This is a genomic window from Sphingomonas trueperi, from assembly GCF_011927635.1.
Lineage (GTDB): Bacteria > Pseudomonadota > Alphaproteobacteria > Sphingomonadales > Sphingomonadaceae > Sphingomonas > Sphingomonas trueperi.
On sequence record NZ_JAATJB010000021.1, the window covers coordinates 1 to 25243 of the forward strand.

At 67.0% G+C, this 25243-nt stretch carries 17 protein-coding genes; 9 read left to right on the top strand and 8 right to left on the bottom strand.

Annotated elements, in window-relative coordinates:
- Nucleotides 1-121 precede the first annotated feature (121 nt).
- The 4 genes from kduD (at nt 122) to GGR89_RS20345 (ending at nt 4093) form a co-directional block, all read left to right on the top strand.
- On the top strand, nt 122-892 hold the full coding sequence (gene kduD / locus GGR89_RS20330; protein WP_125975357.1) for a 2-dehydro-3-deoxy-D-gluconate 5-dehydrogenase KduD: 771 nt from the start codon (nt 122-124) through the stop codon (nt 890-892).
- The gene (locus GGR89_RS20335; RefSeq protein WP_125975359.1) at nt 889-1893 is read left to right on the top strand and encodes a sugar kinase; all 1005 of its coding nucleotides are present in this window, start codon (nt 889-891) and stop codon (nt 1891-1893) included. Before kduD ends, GGR89_RS20335 begins: the two co-directional genes overlap by 4 nt.
- Nucleotides 1894-2055: 162 nt before the next feature.
- Complete coding sequence (locus tag GGR89_RS20340) at nt 2056-3093, top strand: LacI family DNA-binding transcriptional regulator (protein ID WP_125975361.1); 1038 nt, start codon at nt 2056-2058, stop codon at nt 3091-3093.
- A 418-nt stretch (nt 3094-3511) separates the two neighbouring features.
- Nucleotides 3512-4093 (top strand): AidA/PixA family protein, encoded by a 582-nt coding sequence (locus GGR89_RS20345; protein WP_125975363.1) that lies wholly within the window; start codon nt 3512-3514, stop codon nt 4091-4093.
- A gap of 48 nt (nt 4094-4141) precedes the next feature.
- Here GGR89_RS20345 and GGR89_RS20350 read toward each other — a convergent pair whose 3' ends face one another.
- Complete coding sequence (locus tag GGR89_RS20350) at nt 4142-7276, bottom strand: TonB-dependent receptor (protein ID WP_126002243.1); 3135 nt, start codon at nt 7274-7276, stop codon at nt 4142-4144.
- Nucleotides 7277-7714: 438 nt separating this feature from the next.
- Between GGR89_RS20350 and GGR89_RS20355 the strand changes: the two genes are divergently transcribed.
- The 3 genes from GGR89_RS20355 (at nt 7715) to GGR89_RS20365 (ending at nt 12104) form a co-directional block, all read left to right on the top strand.
- Nucleotides 7715-9754, top strand: coding sequence for an amidohydrolase family protein (locus GGR89_RS20355; protein ID WP_125975368.1), 2040 nt, complete (start codon nt 7715-7717; stop codon nt 9752-9754).
- Between the two features lie 66 nt (nt 9755-9820).
- Nucleotides 9821-10198, top strand: a complete 378-nt coding sequence (locus tag GGR89_RS20360) for a hypothetical protein (RefSeq protein WP_125975370.1) — start codon at nt 9821-9823, stop codon at nt 10196-10198.
- A gap of 250 nt (nt 10199-10448) precedes the next feature.
- Nucleotides 10449-12104 (top strand): cation:proton antiporter domain-containing protein, encoded by a 1656-nt coding sequence (locus GGR89_RS20365; RefSeq protein WP_125975372.1) that lies wholly within the window; start codon nt 10449-10451, stop codon nt 12102-12104.
- On the opposite strand, the gene GGR89_RS20370 is transcribed toward GGR89_RS20365, so the two are convergent.
- The 4 genes from GGR89_RS20370 to GGR89_RS20385 form a co-directional block, all read right to left on the bottom strand.
- A complete protein-coding gene (locus GGR89_RS20370) occupies nt 12080-13687 on the bottom strand; it encodes an alpha-glucosidase family protein (RefSeq protein WP_125975425.1) in 1608 nt (535 codons plus the stop codon). The genes GGR89_RS20365 and GGR89_RS20370 overlap by 25 nt on opposite strands.
- Nucleotides 13688-13692: 5 nt before the next feature.
- Nucleotides 13693-15486 (bottom strand): alpha-amylase family glycosyl hydrolase, encoded by a 1794-nt coding sequence (locus tag GGR89_RS20375; RefSeq protein ID WP_125975374.1) that lies wholly within the window; start codon nt 15484-15486, stop codon nt 13693-13695.
- Complete coding sequence (locus GGR89_RS20380; protein WP_125975376.1) at nt 15483-16994, bottom strand: tryptophan halogenase family protein; 1512 nt, start codon at nt 16992-16994, stop codon at nt 15483-15485. Before GGR89_RS20380 ends, GGR89_RS20375 begins: the two co-directional genes overlap by 4 nt.
- Nucleotides 16995-17059: 65 nt before the next feature.
- On the bottom strand, nt 17060-19876 hold the full coding sequence (locus GGR89_RS20385) for a TonB-dependent receptor (protein WP_125975378.1): 2817 nt from the start codon (nt 19874-19876) through the stop codon (nt 17060-17062).
- A 264-nt stretch (nt 19877-20140) separates the two neighbouring features.
- On the opposite strand from GGR89_RS20385, the gene GGR89_RS20390 reads away from it, so the two are divergent.
- Nucleotides 20141-21169: a LacI family DNA-binding transcriptional regulator gene (locus GGR89_RS20390; protein WP_125975380.1), complete on the top strand. Its 1029-nt coding sequence runs from the start codon at nt 20141-20143 to the stop codon at nt 21167-21169.
- A complete protein-coding gene (locus GGR89_RS20395) occupies nt 21166-22662 on the top strand; it encodes an MFS transporter (RefSeq protein WP_125975382.1) in 1497 nt (498 codons plus the stop codon). Before GGR89_RS20390 ends, GGR89_RS20395 begins: the two co-directional genes overlap by 4 nt.
- 174 nt (nt 22663-22836) lie before the next feature.
- On the opposite strand, the gene GGR89_RS20405 is transcribed toward GGR89_RS20395, so the two are convergent.
- The 3 genes from GGR89_RS20405 to GGR89_RS20415 all read right to left on the bottom strand — a co-directional run bounded on the left by GGR89_RS20405 (nt 22837) and on the right by GGR89_RS20415 (nt 25112).
- Nucleotides 22837-23874 (bottom strand): potassium channel family protein, encoded by a 1038-nt coding sequence (locus tag GGR89_RS20405; RefSeq protein WP_125975384.1) that lies wholly within the window; start codon nt 23872-23874, stop codon nt 22837-22839.
- An 83-nt stretch (nt 23875-23957) separates the two neighbouring features.
- Nucleotides 23958-24749, bottom strand: a complete 792-nt coding sequence (locus GGR89_RS20410) for a ThuA domain-containing protein (protein WP_125975386.1) — start codon at nt 24747-24749, stop codon at nt 23958-23960.
- Between the two features lie 105 nt (nt 24750-24854).
- Nucleotides 24855-25112 carry a hypothetical protein gene (locus GGR89_RS20415; protein ID WP_125975388.1) on the bottom strand — a complete coding sequence of 86 codons (258 nt, stop codon included), beginning with the start codon at nt 25110-25112 and terminating at the stop codon, nt 24855-24857.
- Nucleotides 25113-25243 lie beyond the last annotated feature (131 nt).

The following is a 25243-nucleotide window of genomic DNA, read 5'->3' on the forward strand; positions in this document are numbered from 1 at the left end:
TCATCTGGGCGATGGCGGGCGAGAACCAGGATTATACCGACATGCAGGTGCTGGATATCTGCCAGCTGGCCTGACCCCTTAACTCCCCCTCCCGCAGGCGGAGGGGGAGGAGGATCCCAACATGACCAACCCCTTCGATCTCACCGGCCAGGTGGCTGTCATCACCGGCGCGAACACTGGCATCGGCCAGGGCATCGCGCTGGCGCTTGCCGCTGCGGGGGCGGACATCGCCGCCGTCGGCCGTACGCCTGCCGAGGAAACCGTGCGCAAGGCACGCGCGCTCGGCCGCCGCGCCGAGCTGATTGCCGCCGACCTGTCCACGATCGCACCTGTGGACAGGGTTGTGGACGAAGCTGTGAATAAGCTGGGGAAAATCGACATCCTGGTCAACAATGCCGGGATCATCCGCCGCGCCGACAGCCTCGATTTCACCGAGGCGGATTGGGACGCGGTGGTCGATACCAACCTCAAATCGGTGTTCTTTCTCTGCCAGGCCGCGGGCAAGTTCATGGTCCGCCGCTTCGGCGAGACCGGCGAGCGCGGACGGATCATCAACATCGCCTCGATGCTCAGCTTCCAGGGCGGCATCCGCGTGCCGAGCTATACCGCGTCCAAGTCGGGCATCGCCGGGTTGACGAAGCTGCTGGCCAACGAATGGGCGGCGAAGGGCGTGAACGTGAACGCGATCGCGCCGGGCTATATCGCCACCAACAACACCTCGGCGCTGCAGGCCGACGAGACCCGCAACCGCCAGATCCTCGAGCGCATCCCGGCGGGGCGCTGGGGCGATCCGGCGGATCTGGGCGGCGCTGCGGTCTTCCTTGCCTCACGCGCTTCGGACTATGTGCAAGGGCATATTCTCGCCGTTGACGGAGGCTGGTTGGCACGATGACGTTCGCATTTTTCGGGGAAATGATGCTGCGGCTCTCGCCGCCGGGTCGCGAGCTGCTGCTGCAGACGCCGAAGCTCGACGTGGCGATCGCGGGGGCGGAGGCGAATGTCGCGACCGGGCTGGCGTGCCTGGGGCATAATGTGGCGATGATCAGCGCGGTGGCGGACAATCCGCTCGGCGCCGCAGCGGTGGGCGAACTGCGCCGGCGCGGGGTCGATACCCGGCGCGTGCTCGCGGCGCCCGGCCGAATGGGGCTGTACTTCCTCACCCCCGGCGCGGGGCTGCGCGCTTCGGAGATCGTGTACGACCGCGCGAACTCGGTGTTCGCCGCGCGGCCTGCCGAGAGCTGGGACTGGGACGCGCTGCTCGACGGCGCGACCCGGCTGCACCTTTCGGGCATCACGCCGGCGCTGGGACCGAACACCGCCGCCGCCGCCATCGCCGCGGCCGAGGCGGCAAGCGCGCGCGGCATCGCCGTGTCGTTCGACGGCAACTACCGCGCCAAGCTGTGGGAAGCCTGGGACAGCGATCCGCGCGGCGTGCTGACCCAGCTGATCCGCCATGCCGACATCCTGTTCGGCAATCATCGCGACATCTCGCTGCTGCTCGGCGAGCAGTTTTCGGGCGACGGCGCCGATCGGCGGCGCGAGGCGGCCGAGGCGGCCTTCGCGGCCTTCCCCAAGCTCCAGCTGATCGCCTCGACCGCGCGACATGTCGACGATGTCGACAGCCACCGCATTGCCGCGCGCGTCGATACCCGCGAGGGCGGGCACCAGACCGAGGAACTGCGCGTCAGCGGCATCGTCGACCGGATCGGCGGCGGCGACGCCTTCGCGGCGGGCGTGCTCCACGGCCTGCTGGAGGGCGGCGATGCCCGCGCGATGGCCGAGGCCGGGCTGGCGCTGACCGCGCTCAAACACTCGCTGCCCGGCGACGCCAGCCTGTTCACCCGCGCCGACCTCGCCGCCTTCGCCGAGGGCGGGCTTGACGTTCGGCGGTAACCGGACGGTGCGCGGTGTCTGCGGGCGGTTTTGCGCCTGCGCGGCACCGCGCGTACCGCCGGCTTCCTGTGTCGATTTGGGCAGCTGGAGGTAGCTGTCCACCGGTGTCCGTGGTGTCGTTCTTCTATCGCAATCGTTGGCGCCGCCGTATAGCATGGCGGCATGGAGAAGACGGGCAAGCCCACCATCAACGACGTCGCCCGCATTGCCGGCGTATCGAAAAAAACCGTCAGCCGCGTCATCAATCGCTCGCCGTTATTGAACCAGGATACCCGCGCCAAGGTGGAGGCGGTGATCGCCAATCTCGGTTACATCCCCAATGTCCAGGCGCGCGCACTGGCGTTGCGGCACAATTTCCTGCTCGGCCTGATCCACGACAATCCCAACGCGCAGATGGTGATGAACGTCCAGGCCGGTATCCTGGAAGCCATCCGCGACACCGAGTTCGAGCTGATCGTCCGCCCGATCGATCGCGGTTCGTCGACCATGCTGGCGGACGTGCGCGCCTTTCTCGAGCGGCAGCGGCTGTACGGCGTGCTGATCCTGCCCCCGGTTTCCGAGAACGACATGCTGGCCGAGCTCTGCCAGAGCCTCGGCACCCGCTATGTCCGCATGGGATCGACGACGCTCGACGCGCCCGAGCACATGGTCGCCTCGAACGACTGCGAGGTGGTGCTCCAGGCGGTGCAGCACCTGATCGCGCTCGGCCATCATCGGATAGGTCTGATTGCCGGGCCGCACGGCTTCCGCTCGGCCCGCGAGCGCCGCAAGGGGTTCGAGCAGGCGCTGAACGAGGCCGGCATCAAGCTGCCGCGCAGCATGATTGCCGAGGGTACCTACACCTTCGAAAGCGGGCTCGCCGCCGCCGATCGGCTGCTGGACCTGTCGCCGCGTCCCACCGCGATCTTCTCCTGCAATGACGAGATGGCGGCGGCGACGCTTCATGCCGCGCGGCGTCGGGGCATGAGCGTGCCCGAGGACCTGTCGATCATCGGTTTCGACGACACCGCGATCGCCGCGCATCTCTGGCCGCCGCTGACCACGGTGCACTGGCCGATCGTCTCGATGGGGCGATCGGCGGCACTCAAGCTGCTGGCCGATTTCTTCGGCGACGAGCAGGGGGTGGAGGAGCCGTCGCTCTTCCCCTCGACGCTGATCCACCGCGCGTCGGTCGCACCGCCGCGGCGGGGGGACGACTAACCGAGCTTTACGCCAGTCCGGCGCTCGGAAGGCCGTCCACGCTCGCGGAAGCGCGTGCGCGCTTCGGCGGGCCTACGCGACGTAGAACAAATCGCACCGGAATGACGCGAAGTTCGGCGCCTCGATATGCTGCACGGCGGTGGCGGGCCTGCCGCCGGTGCGATGCCCGATCGCGGTGTTCAGCCCGCTCCGCACGAGAAGCCGGATCCCGGATTTATCAGTCCCAGCGCGGCGGCTAGCTTGATGCGCACGGGCGCTGAAGTGGATAAAATATATCTTCCAGCATGAACCTTTGCTGCGAAGAATTCGGCGTAAGCAGGTCAAATGCTGCCGGTCATCATTCATATTGAAGTAAGATAGGTTTGTCGTCCTTGGCCGTAGCAGCGTAACCCGCAAAACAAAAAATGGGGCGCATGATATGATCGAGGCGCATGACAAGGGGGAGAGAAGGATGGCACAGATAAACATCGTGATGGTGTTCGATGCGCAAGCAGTTCTGAGCGCAGGTTCACCGAGCAGCAGTTCGACCCAGCCGACGGGTTTGGCGCATCCACCTTCGCCGCCATATTTCGCGTACATGATCACGGAGCAGCAATATCTGGCGCAACCGGTCCAGAATGCGGGTAATGCCACGCCCAACCTTATCATCAATGCGACCGTGGGCGACACGGTCAACTGGTATGCTGTCACCCTTTCCGGGGATCAGCCGACCTACTGCATCCCGTACAATATCACGCAATTTTCCGGCAGCACCGTCATGACGACGCCCATCGGCCTCACCGCGCAGCCCACCGTGCCGGTGCCGCCGCCGCAGCAGAGCACGTCCAACCCGACCTGGACGGCGACGCAGCAATATCAGTATTTCATGACGTCGAACGTGCTTTCGCCCGGGACGGAAGGATATCAGGTCTGGTTCCAGGTCGTGCAGATGGGAACCAGCGGCAGCCTCTCGACGCTGGGCTATTATTACTGGGATCCCAGCGTTCAGGTACTCGGATGATCGAAGAACGAGGGGCGGCCGCCGTGGCAGCCGCCCCCGTATCGCGCGTCAGAAGCTGCCGCGCAGGCCGACCAGGAACTGGCGGCCGGGCTTGTACTGGGTGAACGTCGCGTTCGGGAACTGGAAGTAGGAACGCAGCGTCGCATCGGTGAAGTTCGACACGTTGATGGTCAGCTGGGGCGCCTTTTCCACGCCGAGGACCTTGTCGAGATCGAAGGCCGAGGAGAAGTCCCAGGTGGTGTAGTCCGAGTTGAACAGCGCCGCCGCCGGGATGCTGTTCTGCGAGTTGCCGCTGCTCTGCGACCCCTCGCGCGAAGTCACCGCGACGCGCAGCATCACGCCGTTCCGCTCATAATAGCCGGTAACGTTGTAGGTGAACGGCGCCACCCCGAACGCCTGTGCCGGGCCGTCGCTGGTCTGGTCGACGAGCGTGGCATTGGCGTTGAAGCCGAAGCCGCGGACGCCGAGCTTCTCGGTGAGGAAGTCGAGCGGCTGGACCCACTGGAATTCCAGGCCGTTGATCTTCAGCTTGTTCGGCACGTTGACCTGGCTGGTGACCAGCACCGTCGCCTGGGTCGGCCCGCCGCGCGAGTTCAGCGCGATCTGCTGGGTCGGATTCAGCGTGTCGTAGGTGATGCCATATTGCGCCAGTGCGGAGAACGGCACCGTGTTGTTGACGTTGGTGGTGAAGCCCTGGATCGACTTGCGGAACGCGTTGAAGCTCACCACGCCCTCGCGACCGATGTAGTATTCGAAGCCGAGGTCGATATTGGTCGAGATATAGGGCTCGAGCGCCGGATTGCCGATCGTCGCCTGGTCGGCCGAGGGAGCGCCGAAGCTCACGCCCGGCAGCTGTGCCGCGGGATCGGGGCGGGTCATCGTCTTCGATGCCGCGACGCGGACGACCGCGTGCTCGCTCACGTCATAGGCCAGCGTCGCGGCCGGCAACCACTGGGTGTAGTTGTTGCGGGTCGACACGATGTTGACGAGGTTGGGGTAGCGGCTGCCGTCGGCGATCTGACCCCCGGCGGGGGTAGCGTTGCGGGGATCGGCGATCGAGACGCGGCCTTCGATCGTCTGGATCGTGTTCACATAGCGCAGGCCGAGGTTGAAGCGCAGCATGTTGCCGCCGACTTCCTGCTCGCCGTTCAGCGTGGCGAAGGCCGACTTGACGACTTCGCGGATCAGGCCGCCGCTGGCGCCGGTGTTGGCGCCGCCGCTTTCCGGTGCATTGTCGTGATAGGTGTCATAGTTGCTGGCCTTGCGGAACGCATCCCAGTCGACGGTGACGAAGCCAGCGGGGCCCGGCTTCAGATAGGTCGGGAAGGCCGAATTTGGGATCAGCGAACCGCCATAGGTGACCGGCCCGCTCTGACCGGCGGAGAAGCCGGTCCCGAGGCCCGGATAGGTCGGATAGCCGGCAGGTGCCGCGCCCGGCTGATTCAGGCCTTCGCAGAGCGGCTGCGAGTTGGGGCTCGGCAGGTAGACGCTGGGGTTGTTGCCGCACGCTGCGTTCTGCCACGGTCCGGTATTGTCGAAGCCGCGGATCCGGCGCGAGACGTCGTCATAGGCGCCGCCCACCTTCAGGTTCAGCGCACGATCCCCCCAGGTCAGGTCGCCGCGCACGCCCTTGTTCTTGTTCAGCCGGCGCTCGTCCTGCAGGTTGACGCGGCTACCGGTGTACCAGCCGAAATTGGCCGGGTTGTTCAGGTCGAGGCTGCTCTTGATTTCCGGCAGGCCGCCATTGTTGGTGTAGGTGACGGTCGCCCCCTGGCCGAGCGGCGTGGTGGCGCCGACGGTGGGGCTTTCGCGGTGGAAGGTCGAGCGGGCGTAGTTCGCCTGGAGATTGGCCTTCAGCGTGTCGTTGATCTCCCACGCGACGCCCGGGTTGACGCTCCACAGCTCGGTGGTCTCGTGATAGGGGCGGAATTCGTTGAAGAACTGCGTGTTCGCGAAGGTGCCGCTGGTGACGGTGCAGCCCGCGCTGCAATCCGACTTGTCGAACTTCAGATTGGTCGGGATCGCCGCGCCGTTGCGGCCGATCCATGCGATGTTCTCGCGGATCAGTTCGTTCTCCTTGTAGCCGTACAGGCCGTCCACATAGAAGTGCAGCGTATCCGTCGGGCGATATTCGGCGCTGACGATCGCGTTGATCCGGTCGCGCGGACCGCGAATGTCGGTGGTGCGGCCAAGGCGCGGGATCAGGCCGTTGTCGATCTGCTGGATCGTCGCGCCCGGATTGTTGGCGAGGAGGAAGGCGCGATCGATCGTCTGGCCGGCCACCAGGCCCGCGCCGGCACCCGTCGGCACCACGGCCGGAATGGTCCAGTTGCCGCCGCCCGTGGTATTGCAGCCCGAGGTTGCGCCGCACTGCGCGGCGGTCAGCGCTGGATTGGTATAGCCGATCGTCTCGAAACCCTTGGTGCGGGTGAACAGCCGCTGCGCAGAGACGCCGGCGAGGATGCCGATCGTGTCGTTGTGCCAGCTGCCGATCAGCGAGCCGCGCGCGCCGATGCGCTTGTCCGGCTCCTGGTTCGAGCCCTGGATGTTGTAGGCGAGGAACGAGTCCGCGCGGTCGAACGGACGTGCCGAGCGCAGGTCGACGTTACCGGCGGCGCCGCCCTCGAGCAGGTCGGCGGTATAGCTCTTGTTCACGGTAAGCTTGGTGAACAGGTCGGTCGGGAAGAAGCTGAGGTCGACCGAGCGATCGGTGCCCTGCGCGTCGGTGCTGCCCGAGGAGGCGACCGCGATCGGCGCGCCGTTCAGGGTGACGTTGGTGAAGTTCGAGCCGAGGCCGCGGATCGCGACATTGACACCTTCGCCGGTCACGTCGCGGGTGATGGTGATGCCGGGGATGCGGTTGAACGATTCCGCGATGTTGGTGTCCGGAAACTTGCCGATGTCTTCCGCGAAGATCGAGTCGGTGAAGCCGGTTGCATCCCGCTTGGCGTTGACCGCCTTGGCGAGCGACGAGCGATAGCCGGTGACGACGATTTCCTGCTCGCCGCCCTGCGCGATCGGCGCTTCGCCGGACTGGGGGGAGACGGAGGGCGCGTCCGGCGCCGTCTCGCCAGCGGGCGGCGTGCTCTGCGCCCAGGCGGTGGACGCGCAGGTCGCGCTGAGGATGGTCGCGCACAGCAGGGCGGTGCGGGCAGGGCGGAAGCTGCGGGAAATGGTGGTCATGTTTCAGGTCCCCTCGAAGTGGCCCGGCGCGCGGCCGGTCCTTTCCTTCAACGTGTTGATCGTGACGGACGAGATGCTCCGATGGCGGGCGCACATCGTGTGCCGCGGCAAGGAGACTCGTTCGCGCTGTTGGTTCAGAGGTGCCGGGTCAGGGTGGATCGGCGTCGCCTGCAACGCCTGCCCGTGCGATCGATTCGCTCGGCATGAGATGCGTCGGTCGGCTCATCCATCCTCTTCCCGGGGTGCGCGCCGACTTATGCTGCCAGCGTCATGTTAGCGGTATCTTCCACGCTTTGGTCTGGCCGTCAATGGCCCGTTGGCCAGACCATGCGCTTTCGCCGCATGCGAGGTTTTGCAGCAACACCCCCGGCGATGCTGAACAATTGTGTCCCGCGCGGTGGCATGCCAGACCATGGACACGACGGGAGGGACCACCACATGCACGCACTTCGCCTCGGGCTTCTGCTCGCCACCGCCGCCATCCTGCCGGCCGCCGCGCAGACGCAGAAGGCGGAGCTGATGACGCCGCCCGCGGGGGCACGGCACTTCACCATCAGCTCCACCGCGGGCAAGCATGGCGACGTCTGGTCGTGGACACTGGCCGACGGGCGCATCGCCTATCGCATGTCGATGTCGCTGCGCGGCTGGATCACCGAAACCGACGAAGTGGTACGGCTCGGGCCCGACCAGCGGCCGATCGACCTGGCCGTGCGCGGCTTCACCGACAGCGGCGACGCGACCGAGACCTTCACCGTGGACGCCGGCGGCGTCGCCCGCTGGAAGACCGCAGTCGATGCGGGCGAGAAGCCGTTCGGCAAGGCGCGCTACACCAGCTATGGCGGCCCGTGGCTGGCGTTCGAGAACGACGTCAACGCGCTGGTCGCGGCCGGCACGGCAGGGATCGACCTGCTGCCGAGCGGCCATGCCAGCATCAGCATCGGCAAGGCGATGGAGATCGACGGGCCGAGCGGCAAGAAGACGGTGAAGCTCGCCTATATCACCGGCACCGGCTTCTCGCCCTCGCCGGTGTGGCTCGACGCGCAGAACCGCTTCTTCGGCGTTTCCGGGGGCATGTTCCTGTTGCCGGAAGGCTATGAGGCGGCGGGCCCCAAGCTGAAGGAAGTCCAGGACAAGGTGGCGGCCGAAATGGTGCGCGGCGTCGCGCACCGGTTTCTCGTCCCCGCGAACCGCACGCCGACGCTGGTCGACCATGTGCTGCTGTTCGATTCGGTCGCCGGCAAATATGTGCCCGACCAGGCCGTGCTGATCGCCGACGGCAAGGTGGCGAAGGTCGGCCCGGCGGGCAGCATCGCGGCGCCGACGGGGGCGACGGTGCTCGACGGCAAGGGCCGTACGCTGCTGCCCGGCCTGTGGGACTCGCACCAGCATGTCGGCGACGACTGGAACCTGCTCCAGAACGTCGCAACCGGCATGACCAATTATCGCAGCCCCGGCTCGTCGATCGAAGATGCGCAGAGCATCTTCAAGCGCCGCGCTGCGGGCGACCTGCTGGCGCCCGACGGCAAGGTCTCGGTGATCATCGACAAGAAGGATCCGCTGGCCGCGCAGGGCGCGCTCACCGTCTCCTCGGCGGCGGAGGCGGTGGCGGCGGTCGACAAGATCAAGGCCGCCGGCATGTGGGGGGTGAAGTTCTACACCTCGATGGACCCGGCCTGGGTTGCCCCTGCGGCGGCCGAGGCGCACAGGCTGGGGCTGCACGTCCACGGCCATGTGCCCGCGCATATGCGTCCGCTCGACGCGGTGCGCGCGGGCTATGACGAGGTCACCCACATCAATTTCATCCTGATGCAGGCGATGCCGCAGGACGTGGTCGACAAGGCCAACACCGCCGCGCGGCTGGAAGGGCCGGCGCAGTACGGCAAGGACCTCAACCTCGACTCCCCCGAACTGCGCGCCTTCTATGCCGAACTCGCCAAGCGCAAGACCATCATCGACCCGACGCTCTCGGTGTGGGAGCCGATGCTGACCTCCGACGGCAGCGCGGTGCCCCCCGAATATGCGGCCTATGTCGACATCGCGCCGCCCGCAGTGGCGCGTGGGTGGAAGATCGGCGGCTATCCGCTGTTCGCCGGCCTGACCCGCGCGGATTTCCGCAAGAGCTTCGGCAAGATGGTCGAAGTGGTCGGACGGCTGCACCAGGCAGGCGTGCCGATCGTCGCGGGCACCGACGGCTATGGCCTCGAACTGGTCCGCGAGCTCGAGCTCTACCAGCAGGCCGGCCTGACCAATGTCGAGGCGTTGCAGACCGCCACGATCGTGCCCGCGCGGATGGTGGGGATGGACGACCACGTCGGCGCGATCGCGCCGGGCAAGACGGCGGACATCATCCTCGTCGAAGGCGATGTCTCCAAGGACATCGGCAACCTGCGTCATGTGCAGACCGTGTTCCTCGACGGCTATCGGCTCGACGGCGACGCGCTGCGCAAGGCGAGCGGGCTGACGGGCATGCCCAAGTAACATTTCGTTACGGCACCATCACGCGATCCCTGCGTTGATCGCGTAATGGGCCGCTCCTTCACCTCCATGCCCGATCGGGGCACCAGCCGGCGCTTCGCGTTGCCGGTTGCGGTATGGACCTTGGTGTTGGCGGTGCTGTTCGGGGCAGTCGCGCCGCTCGGCCCGCCCGACACGCTGGTGCACGGCCCGGCGTTCAACCCCGCGACGACCAGCGTGGCGATTGCCGCCAAGCGCGGTGACCAGGGCGTAGGCCTCTGGCAAAGCGCGCGTGGCGGGCGGCAGGATGGCGCTGCCGGTAGCGGTGTCGTACTTGCCCTGGCACCGGCGCTCGCGGCGATTCTCGTCCTTCTTGGTCTTTCCTACGCGCGCACGCCCACAAGGGTGCTGCGCCCGGTCCGCTGCGGCGCGCGCGGCGCACGGTCGCCGCCGGCGCGTCGCTGCTGAGGCGCCAAGCGCGCCCGAACGCCTGAACTTCGTCTTCGCCGCCGCTGCGGCGCTGGAGGAGGACCCTATGCGTAGAAGAAGAGGCAAGCGGCCCCCGAAATGGTTCGCCATCGCCGTCTGGTCCGGCATTGCCGGTGCCGCGGCGCTGTTGGCAGCCGCGATCGGCGTGGCCCAGTCCTGACCTGCATCGACACCGGTTGCCTTCAGGCGCGGCCGGTGTCGAACCAGTTTTTCATTTCAAGGAGGATCGATGCCGCATCATGCGCCCCTGATCGCCACCATCGTCGCCGGACTTGTCGTCGCCTTCATTTTCGGCGCGATCGCGCACCGGATCAAAGTCTCGCCGATCGCCGGCTATCTGCTCGCGGGCGTGGCGGTGGGGCCGTTTACCCCCGGCTTCGTCGCCAATTCGGGGCTCGCCAACGAGCTCGCCGAGATCGGCGTGATCCTGCTGATGTTCGGCGTCGGCCTGCATTTCTCGCTGCGCGACCTGTTGTCGGTGCGCAGGATCGCAGTGCCCGGCGCGGTGGTGCAGATCGCCGCGGCGACCGCGATGGGCATCGGCCTCGCCACTGTAGCCGGATGGGGACTGCAGGCGGGCATCGTCTTCGGCCTGGCGCTGTCGGTGGCGAGCACGGTGGTGCTGCTCCGCGCGCTGCAGGGGCACGACATCGTACAGACCGAGCGCGGGCGGATCGCGGTCGGCTGGCTGATCGTCGAGGATCTGGCGATGGTGGTGGCGCTGGTGCTGCTGCCGGTGCTGGGCGAGGTGATGGGCGGCGAGGGCGGCGGGTCGCTGCTCCAGCCCTTGCTGTCCACCTTCCTCAAGGTCGCCGGCTTCGTCGCGTTGATGCTGCTGGTCGGCCGCCGGGTGATCCCGTGGACGCTGCAATGGGTGGTCGGCACCGGCTCGCAGGAGCTGTTCCGGCTGGCGGTGCTGGCCATTGCTCTCGGTGTAGCGTTCGGCGCCGCGCTCGCGTTCGACGTGTCGTTCGCGCTGGGGGCGTTCTTCGCCGGCATGATCCTGGGCGAGACCTCGCTCAGCAGGCGCGCGACCGAGGAGACGCTGCCGCTGCGCGATGCCTTCGCGGTGCTGTTCTTCGTCTCGGTGGGGATGCTGTTCAACCCTTCGGTGCTGGTCGAGCAGCCCCTGGTGCTGCTGGCGGCGGTGGCGATCATCCTCGTCGGCAAGTCGCTCGCGGCCTATGGGATCGTCCGTGTGTTCGGCTATTCGAACCATACCGGGCTCACCGTCGCGGTCAGTCTCGCGCAGATCGGCGAATTCTCGTTCATCCTGGCGGGTCTCGGCACCGATCTCGGGCTGATGCCGGCGGCGGCGCGCGACGTGATCCTGGCGGCGGCGATGCTGTCGATCTTCCTCAACCCCTTCCTCTTCGCCTGGGTCGCCAAGCGCTACGAGGTTGCGGAAGCGGGTCGCGAGGCGGTGGCGCCGGTCGATCTGCCCAAGGGCCATGTGATCCTGATCGGCTATGGCCGGGTGGGCAAGATGATCGCCGAGGATCTCCAGCAGCACGGCAAGGCCTTCGCGCTGATCGAGGACCAGAACGACATGGCCGAGCAGGCGCGCAAGGCCGGCATCACCGTGGTGGCGGGCAATGCCATCGACGTGCGGACGCTGGTCGCCGCGCAGATCGGACAGGCGAGCAAGCTGCTGATCGCGATCCCCGCCGGGTTCGAGGGCGGGGCGATCCTCCAGCATGCCCGCCAGCTCGCGCCCGGCGTGCCAGTGGTGGTGCGGGCCCATTCGGCCGACGAGGTCGCGCACCTTGAGGGCCTGGGCGCCGACGAGGTGGTGATGGGCGAGCGCGAGACCGCCAACCGGATGATCGAGCTCGCCCGCGGCATGCCCGCGGGATCGGATCAACCGGCGATGAGCCCCGCATAAGCCGGCAGGCGATGGAGGGTGGCGCCGTTCAGCGCCTCCACCACCGAAAGCCCTTCGAGCAAGGCGGGCGGCAGGTCGACGGGCGCCGCCGAGAGGTTGAAGGCGCAGACCAGGCGTTCGTCCCCGGCGGTGCGGGCGAAGACCAGCAGCGCTTCGTCGGCGTGGAGCACCGTCATCGCGCCGTCGACCAGCGTCGGGTGCTGCTTGCGTAGGCCGATCAGCCGGCGGGTGAGGCGGAGCAATGAGGCGGGATCGGCATCCTGCACGTCGACCGCGCGGCCCAGATGATCGGCTCCGAGCGGCAACCAGGGGCGGGTGACCGAGAAGCCGGCATTGGGCGCATCCGCCACCCAGGGCATCGGTGTGCGGGCGCCGTCGCGGCTGAGGGTGAGCGGCCAGTTGGCGATCGCCTCGGGGTCCTGCAGGTCCTCGAACCCGATCTCGACCTGGGTCAGGCCCAGCTCCTCGCCATAGTACAGGATCGCATTGCCGCGTAAGGAGAGCAGCAGCAGCATCTTGAGCGCGGCGAAGGCGGCGCGGTGCTCGGGCGCTACCCAGCGCGAGATCGCGCGCGGGGCGTCGTGGTTCTCGAACGCCCAGCTCGGCCAGCCCACGCCTGGCGCGTCGGGCCATTCGGCGACGGCGTCGCGGACCAGCGCGGGGGTCAGGCGATCGGCGTAGAGGAAGTTGAAACCATAGGCGCTGTTCAGCCGCGTGCTCCCGGCGGTGAACAGGTGCATTTCGGCCTCCGGAGAGGGCCCGCCGACTTCGGCGACGGTGAAGCGGCCGGGATAGCGGTCGGCGAGTGCGCGCAGCTTCTCGAGCAGCAGCGGGATGTCCGCATGGCTTTGGTTGAAGACATGCTGCTGGAAGTCGAAGGGGCGGGTGCGTGGGGCGCCCGTGTCTGGCGCGGGCGGGTTATCGCGCAACTGCGGATCGTGCATCGTGAAGTTGATCGCATCGAGCCGGAACCCGTCGACGCCGCGATCCAGCCAGAACTTGGCGGTGGCGAGGGTGGCGGCCTGCACCTCCGGATTGTGGAAGTTCAGGTCCGGCTGCTCGCGCAGGAAGTTGTGCAGATAATATTGGCCGCGCCGCGCGTCCCAGGTCCAGGCCGGGCCGCCGAATACCGATTGCCAGTTGTTAGGCGGGCTGCCGTCGGGCTTGGCGTCGGCCCAGACATACCAGTCGGCGCGTGCGTTGGTGCGGCTGGTGCGGCTCTCCTGGAACCACGGATGCTGGTCCGAGCTGTGCGAATAGACCTGGTCGATCAACACCTTGAGGCCCAGCGCATGGGCGCGGGCGACCAGCGCGTCGAAGTCGCCCAGCGTGCCAAACACCGGATCGACATCGCAGAAATCGGCAATGTCATAGCCGAAGTCCCGCATCGGTGATGTGAAGAAGGGCGAGATCCACACGGCATCCACGCCCAGCGCCGCGACATGCTCGAGCCGCGCGGTGATGCCGGGCAGGTCGCCCACGCCGTCGCCATTCGAGTCCGCGAAGCTGCGCGGATAGATCTGGTAGATCACTGCGCCGCGCCACCAGGGGCGGGATTCGGTGGAAAGCTCGCGCATCGTCATGAGATTCACTTGGCTGCTCCGGCCGCGCAGACGGTGTAGCCGAACGCGGGAAGGGAAAGGGCGAGGCTGCCGGGTGCGACAGCGTTGGCGGGGCAGGCGCCTGCCAGGGTACGGAAGGCGGTGGAGCCGGTCTCGACCTGGATATTGCCGGTCCAGAGCTCGGCGCTGGTGTTGAAGGCGATCACGGTTTCCGCGCCGGTCTTGGGATCGAAGCGCGAGACGGCGAACAGCCCGGGCTTGTCGCTGGCGAAGCGGGTGACCTGGCGGCCGCGGGTGAGCGCCGGGTGGCTGGTCCGCAGCCGTGCGAGCGCGGCGATCTCGCGAAACAGCGGGTTGGCGGTGTTGAAGCTGGGCGTGGCGGTGGTCGCGTCGGTGCCGAGCAGATGGTTGTCGTTGTAGCTCGCCACCATGCTGCCGAACAGATCCTCACGGGCATCCTGGTCGTTGCCATCGCTGACGAAGCCCTGCTCGTCGCCGGAGTAAATGGTGGGCACGCCGCGGAGCAGCAGCAGCATCGCCTGGGCGAGCTGGACACGCTGGAGCAGTTCGGCGTGGCTTATCTTCGGGTTTGCCTGCTGGATGAAGGTAGCGGCGCGGCCGGCGTCATGGTTGCTGACGAAGGTGGGGAGCCGGTGCGCGGTCTTCTCCCCACCTTCGTAGAGCACGTCCGCCGCGAACACCTTGGCGAGCCGATCGGTGCCCTTGCCGCCGGCGACGTCGATCACCGCCTGGTTGAAGGCGAAGTCGAGCACCGCCGGGAACGTGTCGACGCGCGTGTGCCGGGCCAGCGCCGCGACCTCCGGATCTGCGACCTCCCCGAAGATGTGGAAATTGGGGATGCCCCTGGCCTTGGCGCGAGCGAGCATCGCCGGGACGAAGGCCTGCCAGAATGCTGGGTTCACATGGCGCGCGGTGTCGATGCGGAAGCCGTCGATCCCGAAGCGATCGATCCAGCCGCCGAAAATCGCGATCATGCCGGCGACGACGCGCGCATGCTCGGTCATCAGGTCGTCGAGGCCGACGAAGTCGCCCATGGTCGAGCTCTCGCCCGCAAAGGTCGAGTTGCCGCGATTGTGGTAGTAGATCGGGTCGTTGAGCCAGGCGGGCACCTTCACGTTTCGCTCCGCCTCGGGGACGTATGGCGTATAGGCATAGTCGGGCCGGACAAGCTTGGCGAAGTTCGCGTCGCTATGATCGCCATCGCCCGCGAAGCCCGGGTTGATCGCGGCGCCAGCAACACCGCCCTTGCGGCTGTACGGATAGTCGGCGCGACTGCGATAGCTGCAGTCGCCGCATTCGCGGTATTGAATTACGTCCGCGGTGTGGTTGACCACGATGTCCATGTACACCTTGATGCCGCGCTTGTGTGCCGCGTCGACCACCGCTTTGAACTCGACGTTCGTCCCGAAATGCGGATCGACCTGGGTGAAATCGGTGATCCAATAGCCGTGATAGCCGGCCGATTCCTGCCCCTTCGGCCCCTGCACCGGCTTGTTCTTGAAGATCGGCCCGACCCAGATCGCAGTGGCGCCCAGCGCCTGGATATAGTCGAGCCGGTTCAGCACGCCCTTCAGGTCGCCGCCATGGTAGAAGCCCTTGGAGGCGGGGTCGAAGCCGGTGACCAGCCGGTCGCCGCTTAGCCCGCCGCGATCATTGGCGGTGTCGCCATTGTCGAAGCGATCGGGGAGGAGGAAGTAGAGCACCTCGTCCTCGGGCGGGCGGTCGCGATAGGTCTGCGCCATGGCCGGCGTCGCGGTGAGCGCGGCGGCGAGCAGGGCGAGGGCGGTCGAACGGATCATGCGGCAATCTCCGCGTCCGCGGCGCCGTGCGCGCGGACGAAGTCGCTATGGGGAGGCATCTGCGCGACTTCGCGCGCATTGAGCTTGGCGAGAAGGTCGAGATATTCGGCGATTTGCGCGCGCGGCGGCTGATCGGCGAGGGGGTGGTGTCCCCGGGCGGTGATGCCTTGGCCGACAAGCACTTGCAGCCAAGCGACGTCGCTGAACAGATCGCCGTCCTCGCGGAGGATCTCGCCGGTTTCGCGCCACAGGGCGATCTTCTCGGCAAGCCCGTGGGGCACCGGGGTCTCCCGCCGCTCGCGCCAGAAAGGCGCGTCGCGATCGTTCGCCCAATAGTGCAGGATCAGGAAGTCGCGGATGCGCTCGCTCTCGTGCGCGGCCTGGCGGTTGTAGCTGTCGCGCAGCGGCGCCGGCGCGCGGCGGCCGGGCAGCAGCTTCAATATGCGCTCCACGGCGGACTGGATCATATGGATGCTGGTCGATTCCAGCGGCTCGAGGAAACCGCTGGACAGACCCAGTGCGATGACATTGCCCGCCCAGGCCTGTTCGCGCCGGCCGGTGCGGAAGCGGATCGGACGCGGATCGCCGAGCGCCGGCTCGTCCAGCCCGGCGAGCAGCCGCGCGGCGGCCTCGTCATCGGAGAGATACCGGCTCGCATAGACGATACCGTTGCCGGTGCGGTGTTGCAGCGGGATCCGCCACTGCCAGCCGGCATCGTGCGCGGTGGCGCGGGTATAGGGGGTGAAGTCGCGGGCACGCGCGCTGGGCACCGCGAGCGCGCGGTCGCAGGGGAGCCAGTGCGACCAGTCCTGATAGCCGACGCCCATCGCCTCGCCGATCAGCCGCGCGTGGAAGCCGGTGCAATCGAGAAACAGGTCGCCCTCGATCCGGCGGTCGCTGTCGAGGTGGAGCGCCGCCACGTCGCCATCCGCGCCGTTGCGGGTGACGGCTTCGATCCGCCCTTCGTGCCGCACCACGCCGCGCGCCTCGGCATAGTCGCGCAGGAAGCGGGCGTAGAGGCCGGCGTCGAGATGGAAGGCATAGGGCATTTCCGGCAGCACGCGGACGGTGCGCGTCGGTCCGCGCTGCATCCGGTTGCCAAGCGCCGCGACATTGTTGAGCGCATAGGCGCAGAGCGGCGCGGCCACGCCTTCGGCCATCCCGCGCAGCCAGGTGTGGCGGAAGGCGAGCAGGCCGTTGTCGCGGCCCACATCGCCAAAGGCGTGCATGTAGCGGCCGCCCCTGGTCCAGCCGACGAATTCGATCGCCAGCTTGTAGCTCGCCCGGGTGGCGGCGACGAAGGCGTCCTCGTCGATGCCGAGGCTGGCGTTGAACATGCCGATCTGCGGGATGGTCGCTTCGCCGACGCCCACCGTGCCGATCGCATCGGATTCGACCAATGTTACGGCAAAGCCCTGTCCGAGGAAGCGGATCAGCGCAGCCGCAGCCATCCACCCAGCCGTGCCGCCGCCGGCAATGACGATGCGATAGGGTGTTGTGGTTGCCATGGCCTACCCCTCCGGTGCCGATGGAACGGCCCGGCCCCCTCCCAGGAAGACCGGACCGCCGAACCTCAGAACTTGTAGGTGATACCGAGATAATAATCGCGGCCGTAGCGCTGATATTCGCGCACCAGGCGCGGATCGCCCGCCTCGGTGGTGATGAACGGCGCGTCGGTGAGGTTCTTGGCCTGCGCCAGGATCGCGAGTCCCTTTAGCGGACCGGCCTGGAACTCATAGCCGATCTGCGCATCCAGCACGCCCTCGGACTTGCCGGTGCGGAACTCGGGGTTGGCCGAAAGGCCGGCCAGCTCCGCCAGGAAACTGTCACGCCAGCGATAGGTGGCGCGCGCCTGGAAGCCGTTCTTCTCGTAATAGGCGGTGCCGGTGGCGATCCACTTGGACTGGCCGGGGATGGTCACGGCCTGCGTGGCGTTGCTGCCATAGACGACCCGGCTGTCGACATAGGTGCCGCTCGCGAACACGCCGAACCCGTCAAGCGCCTGGGTGAAGGTGCTGAACGGCACCGAGGCGGTCGCTTCCACGCCGAGAATGTCGCCGCGGCCGGTATTGTCGGGTACGCGTACCAGGCCGAACTGGGCGTTCTGGGCGCGCACGATGGCTGCGGCTGCCGGCGGCAATGCCGAGAGCAGCGCCGAGAAGTCATACAGCGTGCTGTTGTTCGGATCGACGAAATCGGTGAGGTGCTTGTAGAAGCCGGTCAGCGCCAGATAGCCGCCGCCGCGCAGATACTTTTCCACCGAAATGTCGATGTTGGTCGACTGGTACGGGCGAAGCCGGAAATTGCCGCCGTTCGAGCTGAACGGGCTGTTCTGTGGCAGGCTGCCCAGGCCGAGCTTCGACAGGTCGATGCTCACCGCCTGGGTGATGCGTTCCTGGTCGAGGCGCGGGCGCACCATCGTCTGCGCCGCACCCATCTTCACGTAAAAGGCGTCCATCAGCTCCAGGCTGAACGTCGCCGAGGGCAGGAAGTTGGTATATTTGGTGCTGTCCTGGACCGGCGATGTGGTGACCACGCCGTTCTGCAGCGCCGCGATCGCGCCCGAGGAGCCCTGATCGGTGTGAACGACCTGCAGGCCGAGCGTGCCCTTCAGCGCCTTGCCACCGACGGTGCCGTCGATGTTGACCTTGGCATAGCCGGTATAGACCTTCTCGGTGACTACATTGTCGCGCACCAGCGAGTCCGGCCGGTTGTCGAACACCGAACGAAGCTGGCTGTACACCTTGAGCGGATCATAGGTCAGCATCTTCGGCACGCCGAGATAGGCAAGCGCCACCTGCTCGCCCAGCACCGCGTCGGCGGGCACGGCGAAGTTGGTCGGCGTGCCGCTGGCGACGGTGCAGTTGGTGCCGCCGCCCGGTGGGCAGAGGAAGTAGGAGGTGTAGCGGCTCGTCTTCTCGCGACGGCTGAAATTGCCGCCGATTTCCCAGCTCTTGACGATGCTGCCGCTGAACTCGCCGTTGAAGCTGGCGCGCAGCGACTTTAGGTCGTCCTCGAAATCCGGGCGGTTGAGGAAGCCGGCCTGCACCACGGCCTGGGTGCCGTTGTAGCCCCAGCCGCGCGGATCGGTGAGCTTGATCACGCTGGTGTTGGAATAGTCGAGCGTCGGCACGATGCTGTAGGTGCCGTTCGCATTCTGGCTGATCTTGATCGTGTCCTTCGCGCCCGACGAATTGTAGCCGGTACCCGAATAGGTCTCGAGCAGGAAGTCGGTGCGGGTGGCGTGGCTCCAGCTGGCGTCGACGATGAAGTGGATGCTGTCGCTCAGCTTGAAATCATTGTTCCAGCCCAGCGAGATATTCTCGGCCTTGCGCTTGTTGTAATCGTTGCGCTGCACGGCGACGACGTTGCTGAGCGTCGCGCTGGTCACCAGCCCGTTCTGGACCTGATAGCCCGGCTGGATGACTGCACCCGATCCCCATTGCGGCGCGATCGGGAACTCGATGCCGCGCAGCCGCTGGGTTTCCTCGAAATGTGAATAGAGGCCGTCGAAGGTCGAGTGGAAATTGTCGCTCGGCTGCCATTCGATCGTGGCGACGCCGCCATAGCGCTTGAGCAGGTTCGATTGCACATAGGGTTTGGCGCCGCCGAGGAAGAGGTTGTTGCCGGCCGCGGATTCATTGGGGAAGCCCCAGGCGGCGTAGCGCTCGATCTGGGTGGGCGTGTTCTGCGCCGAAACGCCGACCGCGACGCCCAGCGTGTCGCCGGCGAACTTGTCGACATAGGTCGCCGAGGCGCGATAGCCGTAGCGGGTGCCGTCGGGATTGAGCTTCTTCTGCTCGTTCATCTGGCCACGTGCGGCGACGACGAAGGTGCGCTGCGACTGGGCGAGCGGGCGCAGCATCCGCAGATCGACCGTGCCGGCGATGCCGGCGGCGATCAGCGAGGCATCGGCCGACTTGTAGACATTGACGTTCTTGAAGAATTCGGAGGGATACTGGTCGTATTCGACGCCGCGATTGTCGCCGACGGTCACCTGCTCGCGGCCGTTGAGCAGCGTGGTGGAGAAGTCCGGGCCGAGGCCGCGGATCGACAGGCGCTGGTCGCGGCCTTCGAGGCGCTGGGCGGTGACGCCGGGGATGCGAGCTAGCGAATCCGCGATCGAGACATCGGGCAGCTTGCCGATGTCTTCGGAGGAGACCGAGTCCACGATCATCGTGTTGTTGCGTTTGATGTTCGCGGAGGTGGCGAGCGCGGCGCGGAAGCCGGTGACGACGATCTCGCCGGGGCCGCTATCCTGGGCGTCGGCTGCGGGGGTGCCGCTGTCCTGCGCGAACGCAGCGGTGGTGACGCTGAAGGCGATCGCGGCGGCGCTGGCGCCGAGGGTGATGCGGGCGGCACGACGGCCGCGGAAATTGCTGAATACCATGTCTCTCCCCAATTTGTCTCACCCCCGGCTCTCGAGTGGCCGGGTGAATGCCCGCCCCATGCGGGATGCGCCGGATCTGCGCAGTGCTGCATTCAATCTTGCAAAAGGGGGTATGGAGGCCAGCCACTCACATACGTATTCAAGCCCGTTCCGCCGCCGCTATGGCCTTTTGGCACCAGTCTCCCGATTGACGGGACGGTGCTGCTGCGCCCATGCATAATATGCGATGCGGGGAAGACGCCCGCACGCCGTGGAGGGACCAGGATGGGCATGCAGCGCAAGCCTACATCGTTCGACATCGCCCAACTCGCGGGCGTCTCGCAGCCGACCGTATCGCGCGCGCTGCGTGGCGAGGCGGGAGTCAATCCGGCGACGCGGCTGCGTATCGAGTCGATCGCCAAGCAGTTGAACTACCGCGTCGATAAGGCGGCTTCCAATCTCCGTACGCGCCACTCGCAGACGCTGGCGCTGTTGTTCTTCGAGGATCCGACCTCGGACGATTCACTGATCAATCCCTTCTTTCATTCGATGCTGGGTTCGATCATCCGTGCCTGCGCCGAGCATAATCATGACCTGCTGATCAGCTTTCAGCAGCTCTCCAGCGACTGGCACACCGATTACGAGGATGCGCGCAAGGCCGACGGGCTGATTCTGCTCGGCTATGGCGATTTCGAACTCTATCGCGCGCGGCTCAAGGCGCTGCAGGATGCCGGCACGCATTTCGTCCGCTGGGGGTCGGTGCTGGCCGAGGGCGCCGGGCTGACCGTCGGCTGCGACAATCGCGGTGGCGGCGGCGAGGCTACGCGGCACCTGCTCGGGCGCGGTCGCAAGCGCATTGCCTTTTTGGGTACGGCTTCGAGCCATTATCCCGAGTTTCACGAGCGCTATCGCGGCCATGCCGAAGCGCTGGCCGGGGCGGGTCTTTCCGCCGACCCCGCGCTCCAGATCGACGCGATCACGACGGAGGATTCCGGGGCGGCGGCGGCACAGGCGCTGCTCGACAGCGGCGCGGATTTCGACGCGATCCTCGCGGCGAGCGACCTGATCGCGATCGGCGCGATGCGGGTGCTCCAGGCCGCGGGCAAGCGCATTCCAGAGGATGTTTCGGTGATCGGTTTCGACGATATTCCGGCGGCCAGCTCGGCCAGCCCGCCGCTGACCACGGTGATGCAGGATGCACGGCTTGCGGGCCGCACGCTGGTGGAAACGCTGATCGGGCGGATCCGCGAGCGGCCGGTGGGCCCGGCGCTGCTCCCCACCAGGCTGGTCGTACGCAAGTCGTGCGGGGCATGAGGGTGGAGAAGCCGCGCCAGTCCTTTGCCGGGCTGTGGAACATCAGCTTCGGCTTTTTCGGCATCCAGATCGGCTTTGCGCTGCAGAATGCGAACATGAGCCGGATCTTCCAGTCGCTCGGCACGCGGCTGGACGACCTTCCGGCCTTGTGGGTGGCGGCGCCGCTGACCGGGTTGCTGGTCCAGCCGATCATCGGACACCTCAGCGACAGGACCTGGCTGGGGCGGCTGGGTCGGCGGCGGCCCTATTTCCTCGGCGGCGCGATCCTCGCCGCGCTGGCGCTGCTGCTGATGCCGGAAAGCCCCGCCTTGTGGTTTGCGGCGGGGCTGCTGTGGGTGCTCGACGCCTCGCTCAACATCTCGATGGAGCCGTTCCGCGCCTTTGTCGGCGACATGCTCCGCAAGGACCAGCACAGTGCCGGCTATGCAGTGCAGACCGCGTTCATCGGCATGGGTGCGGTGCTGGGATCGATCTTCCCCTGGGCGCTCGAGCATCTCGGCGTCTCGAACGCGGCGGTGGCGCATGGCGTGCCGGATACGGTCAAATACGCCTTCTGGTTCGGCGGCGCGGCACTGTTCTGCTCGGTGCTGTGGACCGTGCTGACCACGCGCGAATACAGCCCGGCGGAGATGGCGGCATTCGACGGGCCCGCGGCTTCCGAGGAGGGAGCGGCGGTGCGCCTCCTCGCGGCGCGGCATCCGGCGGCGGGCCTGCCCTGGATACTTGCGGGGGCGCTGGTCGTGCTGGCCGTTGCGCAGTTCCGTCTGGAGAAGGAGGTCTATCTGCTCGGCGGACTGCTCGCTGCCTATGGCCTGGCCCAGGCCGTGGCGATCCTGCGGGCGCGGGCAGGGCGCGCGAGCATGCTCGGCCATATCGTCGGCGATTTCGCGGGTATGCCGGTGCTGATGCAGCGGCTGGCGGTGGCGCAGTTCTTCAGCTGGTCGGCGCTGTTCATCATGTGGATCAACACCACGCCAATCGTTGCGGGTGCCTTTTACGGCGCGCCCGATCCCAAGAGCGCCGGCTACCAGGAGGGCGCCAGCTGGGTCGACGTGCTGTTCGCCACCTATAACGGCGTGGCGGCGGTTGCGGCGCTGACCCTGCTGCCCTTGCTCTCCGCGCGCTTCGGCAAGGCGCGCACGCATATCTTCGGGCTGCTCTGCGGCGCGGCGGGCTATGCCAGCTTCTTCCTGGTGCGCGATCCGGCGTGGCTGATCGCCAGCGAGGTGGGCATCGGCATCGCCTGGGCCTCGATCCTCGCCATGCCCTATGCGATCCTCGCCTCCAGCCTGCCGCAGGCGAAGCTCGGCATCTATATGGGGCTGTTCAACGTCTTCGTGGTGGTGCCGCAACTGCTGGTCGCGACGGTGATGGGGTCGATCATGAACCGCTTCTTCCCCGGCGAGCCGATCTGGACGATGGCCTTTGCGAGCGGGACGCTGCTGCTGGCGGCGGCCGCGATGCTGCGGGTGGCGGCGCTGTCGCGGGATTGAGGCCGGGCGTTCGGCGCGATCGTTGGGGGACCATGGTGGGCGAGCAGCACCGAAGCCGTTGTTGCCTTCGACCCAGGTCAATATCGGCGCCGGCCGTTTTCACGAAGCCGAGGCGAACGGCGTCACCTATCTGCGCAATCCGGTGAAGTGGAAGACCAAGGATGCCTTTGCCGGCTAGGCTTCGTCAGACGGCACCACTTCGATGATCGTATCTCCGAGCTGGAGCGATTGCGCCTCGCGCTGCCAGAACCCGTAGCGCTGTCCGCCCCGATAGAGGCGCAGGCCCGCACCGGTGGTGATGGCGGACAGCGGCATGCCGATCTCGCCGGGCACCACCTTGCGTTCGCGAAGCGATACCGCGCCGTGAAGCCCGGCCAGATCCATCATGTACTCCGCCAGATGCGGGCCGGTGGTCGATCCCGCCAGCAACAGGCCGGCGAAGCTCGCCGGATTGATCACGGTGGTGGCACCGGCCTGGACGGCCAGTGCTTCATTGTCCTCCGACCGGATGACGACGCTGATGGGGAGGCTGGGCGCCAGGCGCCGGGCGGTGAGCACGATCAGGATCGAGGTGTCGTCGCGACCGGCCGCCACGATCATTGCGCTCGCCCTGGCCACCTTCACGGCATCGAGCGTGGCATTGCGGCTGGCATCGCCTTCCAGCACCATCACCCCTTCGGCTTCGGCGCGCGCCACGGCGTCGGCATGGGGATCGATCACGACGATCGCGTCGTGCGGCTTGCCCCGGCGAAGCAACTCGACCACCGCTTCCGTCCCGCTCGTGCCGTGGCCGGCGACGATGACATGGCCGTTCAGATCGCGCTGCAGGCTTCGCATTCGCCACTTCTCCCAAACCCGCCGCAGCACGAAATCATAGGCCGTGCCGAGGAAAATCAGCCATACGAACAGCCGCACCGGGGTGACGACGAACGTGTCGAACATCCGGGCGCGGTCCGTCACCGGCACGATGTCGCCATAGCCTACCGTCGTCACCGTGATCATCGTGAAGTAGACGACGTCGACGAAGCTGACCTTGCCATCGGTGTTGTCGCGCAGCCCGTCGCGATCGATCCAGTGGCCGGCAAGCGCGATCCCGATCAGCGCCAGCGCCAGTGCCATCCGCCAGCCGAGCGAGACCCAGGCTGGCGTACGCCCCCGGTGGCGCAGGACGGGCGCGTCTCCGATCCGTCGACGAGGATTGCCCCGGGCCATCGTTCGCGTGTGTAGCGTGGTGCCGCATAGAGAGGCAACCGCGGCGATGCGGCGTAACCTGTGCCTGCGCGGCATCCCGCTGGCTAGCGGGCAGCCCAGCGGATGGCGTTGGTGAGGATGCGCCGATAATTGGGGTCGTCATAGGCTTCCGGCGAATGGCCGAGTGCCGAATAGAAGACGCGCCCCTTGGTCGAGGGATTGACCCAGAGGACGGGATGGATGCCCATCGTCAGCTTGGCACCCGGCCGGTAGCTTCCCTCATCGATCCGCGCGAGCACGGTCATCCCCTTCGCGGCGGGGTTCGAATCGAAGGAGTACCATTCGTCGACCGGCGACCAGGGCAGCTTCACCCCGGCCATGGCGGGGTGATCCGGCCTGTCGACCAGCAGCTGCGCGGCCTGAAGATGATCGGCGCCGCCCGGATGGCCGATGAACCTGGTGCCGATCACGGTCTGGACGTACCAGGGATCGGTATGGCTGTTGTCCCCCGCCGCGTGCAGCGCCACGACGCCGCCGCCGCGCGCGACGAACCGCGCAAAGGCTGCGCGCTGCTCCGGCGTGAGGAAGTCGCCGCTCGCGCTGTTGAGCACGACGACGGAGAAATGACGCAGTTGGTCGTCGTTGAACACCGCCGCATTTTCGGTGACGAAGCTTGCGCGGCCCAGGCGCTCGGCAATCTCCGCCAGCACGCGGTTCGAGTGCGGGATGTGCTCGATATGCCGCCAGCCATTGGTTTTGGAGACGATGAGGACTGCATGCTGCAATCCGTGGGGCAGGGTGGGTGCGACGGAGTCCTGCGTCGGCTTGGGCAGGTGCGGGTCCGGCGCGGTTTGCGCCATGGTCAAAAGTGCCAGTACGGCCAGTATCTTACGCATCCCGTCCTCTTCCGCTACCGCTTGCTTCTGGTACGCACCCTGCGGGATGGGAGCCGCTTTCTGCAAGCCAAAAGGGGGTGCGGATCCTGGGCGTGGGCGGATGGATCAGCGCGGATGGCGCCGCTTCAAGGCGGAGGCAAGCGCGATCCCGGCGACGATCTGCAGCGCACCATAAGCGCGCCGGCGACCGGGCCGCTCCGCAAAGGGGCGAACCAGCGCGTCCACCGCCGGGACGTCCGACCGCCAGAGCGTGACATGGCGCCGGGGCTGCAGCAGCCCGAGCAGGCCATCGCCGATCATGAACACCGCGGCCATTTCCGCCGACCTGCGAATGCCAAGGTCGAGCGCTTTCGATTTGTCCATGCATTCGCTCCTGCGGCGTCTGTTTACCGGTTGCAGGCACCAACGTGTCGATGCTCGTACCGGTTTCCGCTGAGTCGTGAAACGGGGCGGCGCGTATGCGGTCGTTCGACCACCCCTGAGATACCGTTCAA

Coding starts and splice junctions, on each gene's coding strand:
- kduD (WP_125975357.1), top strand. CDS start 122: ATGACCAACCCCTTCGATCTCACCGGCCAGGTGGCTGTCATCACCGGC.
- GGR89_RS20335 (WP_125975359.1), top strand. CDS start 889: ATGACGTTCGCATTTTTCGGGGAAATGATGCTGCGGCTCTCGCCGCCG.
- GGR89_RS20340 (WP_125975361.1), top strand. CDS start 2,056: ATGGAGAAGACGGGCAAGCCCACCATCAACGACGTCGCCCGCATTGCC.
- GGR89_RS20345 (WP_125975363.1), top strand. CDS start 3,512: ATGATCGAGGCGCATGACAAGGGGGAGAGAAGGATGGCACAGATAAAC.
- GGR89_RS20350 (WP_126002243.1), bottom strand. CDS start 7,276: ATGACCACCATTTCCCGCAGCTTCCGCCCTGCCCGCACCGCCCTGCTG.
- GGR89_RS20355 (WP_125975368.1), top strand. CDS start 7,715: ATGCACGCACTTCGCCTCGGGCTTCTGCTCGCCACCGCCGCCATCCTG.
- GGR89_RS20360 (WP_125975370.1), top strand. CDS start 9,821: ATGCCCGATCGGGGCACCAGCCGGCGCTTCGCGTTGCCGGTTGCGGTA.
- GGR89_RS20365 (WP_125975372.1), top strand. CDS start 10,449: ATGCCGCATCATGCGCCCCTGATCGCCACCATCGTCGCCGGACTTGTC.
- GGR89_RS20370 (WP_125975425.1), bottom strand. CDS start 13,687: ATGACGATGCGCGAGCTTTCCACCGAATCCCGCCCCTGGTGGCGCGGC.
- GGR89_RS20375 (WP_125975374.1), bottom strand. CDS start 15,486: ATGATCCGTTCGACCGCCCTCGCCCTGCTCGCCGCCGCGCTCACCGCG.
- GGR89_RS20380 (WP_125975376.1), bottom strand. CDS start 16,994: ATGGCAACCACAACACCCTATCGCATCGTCATTGCCGGCGGCGGCACG.
- GGR89_RS20385 (WP_125975378.1), bottom strand. CDS start 19,876: ATGGTATTCAGCAATTTCCGCGGCCGTCGTGCCGCCCGCATCACCCTC.
- GGR89_RS20390 (WP_125975380.1), top strand. CDS start 20,141: ATGGGCATGCAGCGCAAGCCTACATCGTTCGACATCGCCCAACTCGCG.
- GGR89_RS20395 (WP_125975382.1), top strand. CDS start 21,166: ATGAGGGTGGAGAAGCCGCGCCAGTCCTTTGCCGGGCTGTGGAACATC.
- GGR89_RS20405 (WP_125975384.1), bottom strand. CDS start 23,874: ATGGCCCGGGGCAATCCTCGTCGACGGATCGGAGACGCGCCCGTCCTG.
- GGR89_RS20410 (WP_125975386.1), bottom strand. CDS start 24,749: ATGCGTAAGATACTGGCCGTACTGGCACTTTTGACCATGGCGCAAACC.
- GGR89_RS20415 (WP_125975388.1), bottom strand. CDS start 25,112: ATGGACAAATCGAAAGCGCTCGACCTTGGCATTCGCAGGTCGGCGGAA.